Annotated in this window: 5 protein-coding genes; 1 reads left to right on the top strand and 4 read right to left on the bottom strand. The window is 70.5% G+C overall.

What is annotated here, in order from left to right; translation table 11 throughout:
* The first annotated feature begins 876 nt into the window (after positions 1–876).
* Entirely contained in the window at positions 877–2,262 is a 1,386-nt protein-coding gene (locus tag ABT186_RS36640; RefSeq protein ID WP_351237557.1) for an MFS transporter, read from the top strand.
* A gap of 77 nt (positions 2,263–2,339) precedes the next feature.
* On the opposite strand, the gene ABT186_RS36635 is transcribed toward ABT186_RS36640, so the two are convergent.
* From ABT186_RS36635 to lnt, 4 genes are all read right to left on the bottom strand, one after another.
* The gene (locus ABT186_RS36635) at positions 2,340–4,265 is read right to left on the bottom strand and encodes a helix-turn-helix domain-containing protein (protein ID WP_351928791.1); all 1,926 of its coding nucleotides are present in this window, start codon (positions 4,263–4,265) and stop codon (positions 2,340–2,342) included.
* Positions 4,266–4,333: 68 nt separating this feature from the next.
* Positions 4,334–5,134: a 3-hydroxybutyrate dehydrogenase gene (locus tag ABT186_RS36630; protein WP_351233481.1), complete on the bottom strand. Its 801-nt coding sequence runs from the start codon at positions 5,132–5,134 to the stop codon at positions 4,334–4,336.
* A gap of 54 nt (positions 5,135–5,188) precedes the next feature.
* Complete coding sequence (locus tag ABT186_RS36625; RefSeq protein ID WP_351233483.1) at positions 5,189–5,668, bottom strand: NUDIX hydrolase; 480 nt, start codon at positions 5,666–5,668, stop codon at positions 5,189–5,191.
* Between the two features lie 9 nt (positions 5,669–5,677).
* Positions 5,678–7,339: an apolipoprotein N-acyltransferase gene (gene lnt, locus ABT186_RS36620; protein ID WP_351233484.1), complete on the bottom strand. Its 1,662-nt coding sequence runs from the start codon at positions 7,337–7,339 to the stop codon at positions 5,678–5,680.
* Between the last annotated feature and the right edge of the window lie 173 nt (positions 7,340–7,512).

Genomic DNA, 7,512 nt, shown 5'->3' with positions numbered 1-7,512 from the left:
TCGGGTGGCTCCAAAGAGGACAACCGAGTGCAACGGCGCCCGCGCCGGCGTTGTAACCCACCTGTTCGGAAGCCCCGCCAGGCCGCACCCGCGGGGCTTCTCATCGAGTGCCGCTCTCACACGCCTGTCACCAACTGCCTCGACTCCCCCGGACCGGGAGCCTCTGACCTGGCATTCCGCGCCCGTTTTGGACTGCCCGGACGCCCATGGACGGTATTTACAACCTGTGCCATGTGGTATCGCACACGCAGGCGACTCCCATAAGGCGTCGCCCTTCCTGCCCTCAGTTCCTCCCACGCACACGAAGCCGAGGGACAGGAAAGATCCGGACCATACGCGGACCAACCGAGACGCAAAGCCCACCGCCTACACCCTGCAGTTCAGGGGCTCGCAAGCGCTGAACCACCAGCAGACGAAGAATCTGCTGGGCCGAACGCGTACCACGCGCAGGCGCAACGCCTTGCCCTTGCCCGCAGAGCCGAGCGGCAAAGCCGGGTCGACCTCTCGGTCAGGTCGCCTACCACGCAACGTCCCTGAGCCGATCGGCCCCAAGATGTCCGAGTTCAACGGAGCGTAGTCGGCACCAAGCCAGCACGGGAGAGGTGAGCACGGGTGATGACGTGGGCTTGCGGTCAGCACCAAACCAGCACGGGAGTCAGCACCGCACCGTCAAATCACCCCGAACTGTGCGTCCCGGACAGCACTCGTTTCGACCACCTTCGAGCCCCTGAACCGCCCTTCCGTGAGCCGGCATGGTGGCCGCACGCATAGCCAATACTCGAACTATGTTGCCCCACCACATGGGCCCCTGACCTGCATCTTCCTACCGTGTGCCGACACGTACCCGTCCCCACCGCACACGAGGAAGTGGCGAACATGGCCTCCGGAATCACCGCTCCCCCACCCCCCGCCAGCCTCCCCAGAATCGTCGCCGCCAGTCTCATCGGCACCACCATCGAGTGGTACGACTTCTTCCTCTACGGGTCCGCCGCCGCACTCGTCTTCAACAAGCTGTTCTTTCCGGACTCCGACCCGCTCGTCGGCACCCTGCTGTCGTTCCTCACGTACGCGGTCGGGTTCGCCGCCCGTCCGCTCGGGGCCCTGGTCTTCGGGCACTACGGCGACCGGATCGGGCGCAAGAAACTGCTGGTGCTGAGTCTGCTGCTGATGGGTGGGGCGACCTTCGCCATCGGACTGCTGCCCACGCACGCCACGGTCGGGAGCGCCGCGCCCGTCCTGCTCACGACGTTGCGTCTGGTGCAGGGTTTCGCCCTCGGCGGTGAGTGGGGCGGCGCCGTTCTGCTTGTGTCGGAGCACGGTGACGCGCGGCGCCGCGGTTTCTGGGCCTCCTGGCCGCAGACCGGGGCACCCGCCGGGCAGCTCCTCGCCACGGGTGTGCTGTCACTGCTCACCGCCGTGCTGTCGGACGACGCGTTCGGCTCCTGGGGATGGCGCATTCCGTTTCTCCTTTCCGGAGTGCTCGTGATCGTCGGTTTGTGGATTCGTCTGTCTGTCGATGAATCACCCATGTTCCAGCAGGCGTTGGCGCAGGCCGAGGCCCGCAAGGAGGCCAGGGAAGCCGAGGCGGAGAAGCTGCCGCTGGTGTCCGTGCTCCGCCACCACTGGCGGGACGTTCTGGTCGCCATGGGCGCGCGCATGGCGGAGAACATCAGCTACTACGTGATCACCGCCTTCATCCTCGTCTACGCCACCACGTCGGCCGGTGTCTCCAAGCAGACGGCCCTCAACGCCGTCCTCATCGCCTCCGCCGTGCACTTCGCCGTCATCCCGGCGTGGGGCGCGCTCTCGGACCGGATCGGTCGTCGGCCCGTCTATCTGCTGGGCGCGGCCGGCGTCGGCCTGTGGATGTTCCCGTTCTTCTCGCTCATCGACGCGGGCGGTTTCGGCAACCTCGTCCTCGCCGTGACCGTCGGACTGGTGCTGCACGGGGCGATGTACGCGCCTCAGGCCGCCTTCTTCTCGGAGATGTTCGCGACTCGTATGCGCTACTCGGGGGCGTCCATCGGCGCCCAGTTCGCCTCGGTGGCGGCAGGCGCGCCTGCCCCGCTCATCGCGACCGCGCTGCTGTCCGACTACGGCAGTTCCACACCGATCGCCCTCTACGTCATCGCGGCCGCCGTCGTGACCCTGATCGCGGTGGGCGCCGCGAAGGAGACGCGGAACCGCGATCTCGCCCGGGTCGATGCCACGGCGGATGCCGAGCCGGCGGGAGCGAGGGCGGCGGACGCACGTACCGCCTGAGTCGACGCCTGACCGCAACCGGCCCCCTGCGCCCCTGCGCGCCGGGGGCCGGTGCGTGTGCGCGTACAGGGAGCGGATCAGCGTCTGGAGGTCGAGGACAACCGGTGCAGCCGCAGAGCCAGTTGTATCTCCAGGGCGCGCGCCGGGCTCTGCCAGTCGTCGCCCAGGAGGCGGCCCACCCGCTCCAGGCGTTGCGCCACCGTGTTCACATGGACGTGCAGTTCGTCCTTGGTGCGCGCCGGGCTCATCCCGCAGGCGAAGTACGCGTCGAGGGTGCGCACGAGGTCGGTGCCGCGCCGTTCGTCGTAGGCGACGACCTGGCCGATCGTCCGCTCGACATAGCCGGTGATGTCCCGGTCCCCGGCGAGCAGCAGCCCCAGGAATCCGAAGTCCTCGGCGGCGGCCCCGTCACCGGCGCGGCCGAGCAGGCGCAGGGCCTCGAGGCAGCGCTGTCCCTCCGTATACGCGGCGGCCACGGCGTCCGGGCGGGCGGCGAGGTCCTCGACGGGTGCGGAGGCGCCGACGGTCACCACCTCGTGGACGGCGGTGCCGAGCTGCCGGGCGGTGCGGCGGGCCAGGTCGGTCGCGGTGTCGCCCGGGCCCAGGGGCAGCAGCAGGACCGTACCGCCGTCGCGGGCGGCGGCGAGACCGTGGCGGGTGGCAGCGAGGTGGGATGCGGCGGACCACAGGCGGCGACGTGCGGCCGCCTCCTGGTCGGCATCCACCACCGCGCCGTCGAGGCGGGCTGCTAGCACCACATGGGTGGCGCCGAGGTCGGCACGCAGCCGGGCGGCACGCTCGCGCAGCAAGCGCGGGTCGCGGTCCCGGGCGTCCAGTAGGTCGTCCAACAGCTCACCGCGGACGCGATGTTCGGCCTCGGCTGCCGAGCGGCGGGCGAGCAGCAGCAGCGAGGTGACCATCGCGGCGCGTTCCAGAGTGCGCTGGTCGACGGGGTCGAGCCCGGGGTGGCCGCGCAGCACCAGCGCGCCGAGAAGCTCGCCGCCGGCCGTGACGGCGGCGATCCAGTCGTCCCCGTGCCGTACGGCGTGGCCTTCGGCGCGGGACGCCTCCAGGGCCGCGGTCGGGGCGGCGTCCTCCTCGGTGAACTCGACCGTGCCGTCGAGGACCTGGGAGACCGCCGCGGCCACATCGTGGACGCCGCCGCCGCGCAGGACAAGTTCGGCGAGGCGGTCGTGGACGTCCGAGGCGCGCTCGATGACCGCGCTGCGGTCGCGAATGATCTCGTTGGCGCGGGCGAGCCGGTCAAGGGCCGAACGGGTCTCGGTGAGCAGGTTCGCCGTGTCGATGGCCGCGGCGGCCAGCGCGGCGAACGAGCCGAGGAGAGCGATCTCCTCCCGCTCGAAGACCCGGGCACGTCGGTCGGCCGCGAACAGCACCCCGATGGCCTGCGGGCCGATCATGAGGGGCACGCCGAGGATCGCCACAAGCCCCTCGTCGCGGACCCCCGAGTCGATCGTCCGGGTGTGCTGGAAGCGATCGTCCTCGAAGTAGTCGGGCGTCACATAGGGCCGGGCGGTCTGGGCGACGAGTCCGCCGAGCCCCTCGCCCATGCCGAGGCGCAGCTGCTGGAAGCGTGCGGCGACCGAGCCCTCGGTGACCCTCATATAGGTGTCGCCCGCGGCCTCGTCATTCAGAGTCAGATAGGCGACGTCGGTGCTCAGCAGCGAGCGAGCCCGCTGGACGATCGCCTGCAGGACGGCGTCGAGGTCGCGCAGGCCGGCCAGGTCGTGGGCAGTCTCGAAGAGCGCGGACAGCTCCGCCTCGCGACGGCGTCTGCCCTCCATCTCCGCGCGCACGCGCAGCGCGAGCCGCTTGGCCTGCTCGAGCGCGCCGATGCGCTCGGGTGGCAGGCCCTCGGCACGGGCGAGCAGCACCGGCTGCTCGTACGCGTCGGCCGACGCACCCCGGGCCAGGAGCTCCAGGAACGGCGCCTCGGCACCGGTGCCGGGGCGCTCCGCGGACTGTACGTGATCGCGAGACATGGTCACAGGATGACCCACACCCGGGCCGGGGCAACCCGCCCTGTGGATAACTTCCGGCACCTCCCCGCTCAGTGCGCCGTCCAGCCGCCGTCGAGGACCAGCGACGTACCCGTGACGAAGGACGCCTGCGGGCTGCAGAGGTAGGCCACGGCCTCGGCGACCTCCTCGGGTTCGATCAGCCGTTTGACGGCGCTGTCCTGAAGCAGCACCTCGGACAGCACGCGCTCCTCAGGGATTCCGTGTGCCCGTGCCTGGTCCGCAAGCTGCTTCTCGACGAGGGGTGTGCGTACGTACGCCGGGTTCACGCAGTTCGACGTGACCCCGTGCTGGGCGCCTTCCAGGGCGGCGGTCTTCGAGAGGCCTTCCAGCCCGTGCTTGGCGGCGACGTACGCCGACTTGAACGCGGAGGCGCGCAGCCCGTGGACCGACGACACGTTGACGATGCGGCCCCAGCCCTGTCCGTACATGTGGGGCAGCGCCCCGCGGATGAGCCGGAACGGGGCCTCCAGCATCACCGTCAGGACGGTGTGGAAGACATCGGGCGGGAACTCCTCCAGGGGCCGCACCAGTTGGAGCCCGGCGTTGTTGACGAGGACATCGGTGCCCGCGGCGGCGAGTTCGGCGGCGTCCAGGTCGGTGAGGTCGAGGACACGCGGCTCGACGGTGCCCGTGAGGCCGCGGGCCGCATCGGTGAGGGCGTCGAGGCCGGACGCGTCCCGGTCGACGGCTCTCACTTTCGCGCCGGCGGCGGCGAGCCGCAGCGCGCAGGCACGGCCGATCCCGCCGGCGGCACCGGTGACGAGGGCGGTGCGTCCGCCGAGGTCGAGCGAGCAGACGTGGGGGCCGGGGTGGGGGTGGGGCACGGTCATGTGTCGACCCTAAGCAGCGCCCGTGCCCCACCCCATATGGTCACCGCCCATACTTCACCCTGGATTCGTGGGGTCGAACCATGTGGGTGCATCCGACAGTGCCTGCTTGATCCGGTACAGTCCGAACTCGTTCAGCTCCGGCAGCGCATCCACGGTGAACCAGCCGACCTCCAGCGACTCGTCGTCGTTGACCCGGGCCTCGCCGCCGACGGCCCGGCAGCGGAGCGTGATGTCCATGTACTGGCAGATGTCGCCGTTGGCGTAGGTCACCGGCTCCAGGGCCTGGACGAGGACGACGCGTTCCACGACGCACCGCACCGCCGTCTCCTCGTACACCTCGCGCACGGCGCAGGCCGCCGGCTGCTCCCCGGGCTCCGGGATGCCGCCGATCACCGCCCATTTGCGGGTGTCGGTACGGCGCCCCAGCAGCACTCTGCCCTCGTCGTCGAAGACGATGGCGGTGACACCGGGGAGCCAGAGCAGCTGATGGCCGGCGGAGGCCCGGAGGGTCCGGAGGAATTCGGGAGTAGCCATGGCCCGACCCTAACGGGCCGGTTCCGTCAGTTCCGGCTCATCGAGACGGATGTCCTGCATGCCGCGGTCACGTCGGCCCCGGACCGCTGCCACCGCAGCCCAGCACAGGCCGCCGGCCGCGACGAGCACGATGACCATCTCGGGCAGGGTGCCGAGCCGTGTGGCGGGGGTCTCCGAGGAGCGCAGCGGCACCTTCTGGACGAGGGAGTCGGCCACGAACATCCCGGTCCGCTGGGTGATCTTCCCGTCCGGCAGGATGATGGCGCTGACGCCGCTGGTCACCGGCACCGTGACCGTTCGGCTGTGCTCGACGGCGCGTACGCGGGACATGGCGAGCTGCTGGTAGGTCATCTCGCTGCGGTCGAAGGTGGCGTTGTTGCTGGGCACCGAGATCAGCTGCGCGCCGTCCGTGACGGTGCTGCGCACGGTCCAGTCGAAGGCAGCCTCGTAGCAGGTGACGAGCCCCACCTTGGCGTCCGCCATGGTGAACACGCCCGGCTTGCGTCCCCGGGTGAAGTCCTGGCGCACCATCGCGGTCCAGTTCTTGTTGATGGTGCCGAGGAACGAGCGGAGCGGGAGGTACTCGCCGAACGGCTGGATCTGCCGCTTGTCGTACGTGTCGACCGGGCCCTTGTCAGGGTCCCAAAGGATCTGCTCGTTGTAGAGCTTGCCACCGCGCTCCACCACACCGCCGACGGAGACCGGCACGCCTATCGCCTTGGCCGCACCTTCGATCACGGCGGCGGCGTCGGGGTTGGCGAACGGGTCGATGTCGGAGGAGTTCTCGGGCCACAGCACAAGGTCGGGCCGCGGGACCTTGCCCGCCTTGACCTTCGCGGCCAGGCGCACGGTTTCCCTCGCGTGGTAGTCGAGGACGGCGCGCCGCTGGGCGTTGAACTCGAGGCCGGAGCGCGGAACGTTGCCCTGGATGACGGCGACGGTCGTCGTGCCGTTCTCGGCCTTGTCGCTGACCAGGGAGCGCGCGGCAACGGCTCCCACCACCGGAACGGCAACGCTCAGCAGGGCCGCGACGGCAGCCCCGCGCCGCAGCACGCCCCCCGCGCGCCGCCCGTCCATGACGAGGCGCACGATCTCGCACAGCCCGAAGCCGCACAGCACCACCGCGAAACCGAGCACGGGTGTGCCGCCGACCGCGGCGAGCGGCAGAAAGATGCCGTCCGCCTGGCCGAAGGCGATCTTCCCCCAGGGGAAGCCGTGGAAGGGTGCGCGCGCGCGTGCCGCCTCTCCCGCGATCCAGAGAGAGGCCGCCCACACCGGCCAGGCGGGCAGCCGGGAGACCAGCACGATGCCCGCGCCGACGAGCGCGACGAAGATCGCCTCGATCGCGACGAGCGCCAGCCAGGGGCCGGGACCGACCTCGACGCCGGTCCACACGAGCAGCGGCAGCAGAAAGCCGAGACCGAACAGATAACCGAGGCCGAGGCCCGCCTTCCAAGTGCGGTCGCGCAGGGTCCAGCCGAAGACGGCGAAGGCCGGGAGGGCCAGCCACCACAGGGTCCGGGGCGGAAAACTGACGTAGAGCAGCACTCCGGAGAGTGCCGCGGCGACGGCCGGAACAAGGCGCCGCACCCGGTGGACACTCCTGGGTGCGGGTTCGGCCTGGGGCTCGAGCTGTTCCGGCTCGCCCACGGAAGTTGCGGTGACGGTCACTCGGGGAGTGTACGGCGCGTGACCAAGGCACCGACAGCGCCGTCCGCCCCGCACCTCGAGCGTTCCGTCCGCCCTTCAACCCCTTTGCCCACCCCTTCTGCTGCATCGTTCCTGCACAACCCGTCCACAAACCGGCGCATCACCCGTTACCGTGTGCCCGAGCCTCTGACGTG

Source organism: Streptomyces sp. NPDC001634 (assembly GCF_040298185.1).
Taxonomy (GTDB): domain Bacteria; phylum Actinomycetota; class Actinomycetes; order Streptomycetales; family Streptomycetaceae; genus Streptomyces.
The sequence above is the reverse complement of the archived record's forward strand: the minus strand, read 5'-3'. Positions and strand labels throughout refer to the sequence as shown.

Excerpts from the sequence above, each read along its gene's own strand:
- ABT186_RS36635 (WP_351928791.1), bottom strand. The coding sequence starts at position 4,265 with ATGTCTCGCGATCACGTACAGTCCGCGGAGCGCCCCGGCACCGGTGCC.
- ABT186_RS36625 (WP_351233483.1), bottom strand. The coding sequence starts at position 5,668 with ATGGCTACTCCCGAATTCCTCCGGACCCTCCGGGCCTCCGCCGGCCAT.
- ABT186_RS36630 (WP_351233481.1), bottom strand. The coding sequence starts at position 5,134 with ATGACCGTGCCCCACCCCCACCCCGGCCCCCACGTCTGCTCGCTCGAC.
- ABT186_RS36640 (WP_351237557.1), top strand. The coding sequence starts at position 877 with ATGGCCTCCGGAATCACCGCTCCCCCACCCCCCGCCAGCCTCCCCAGA.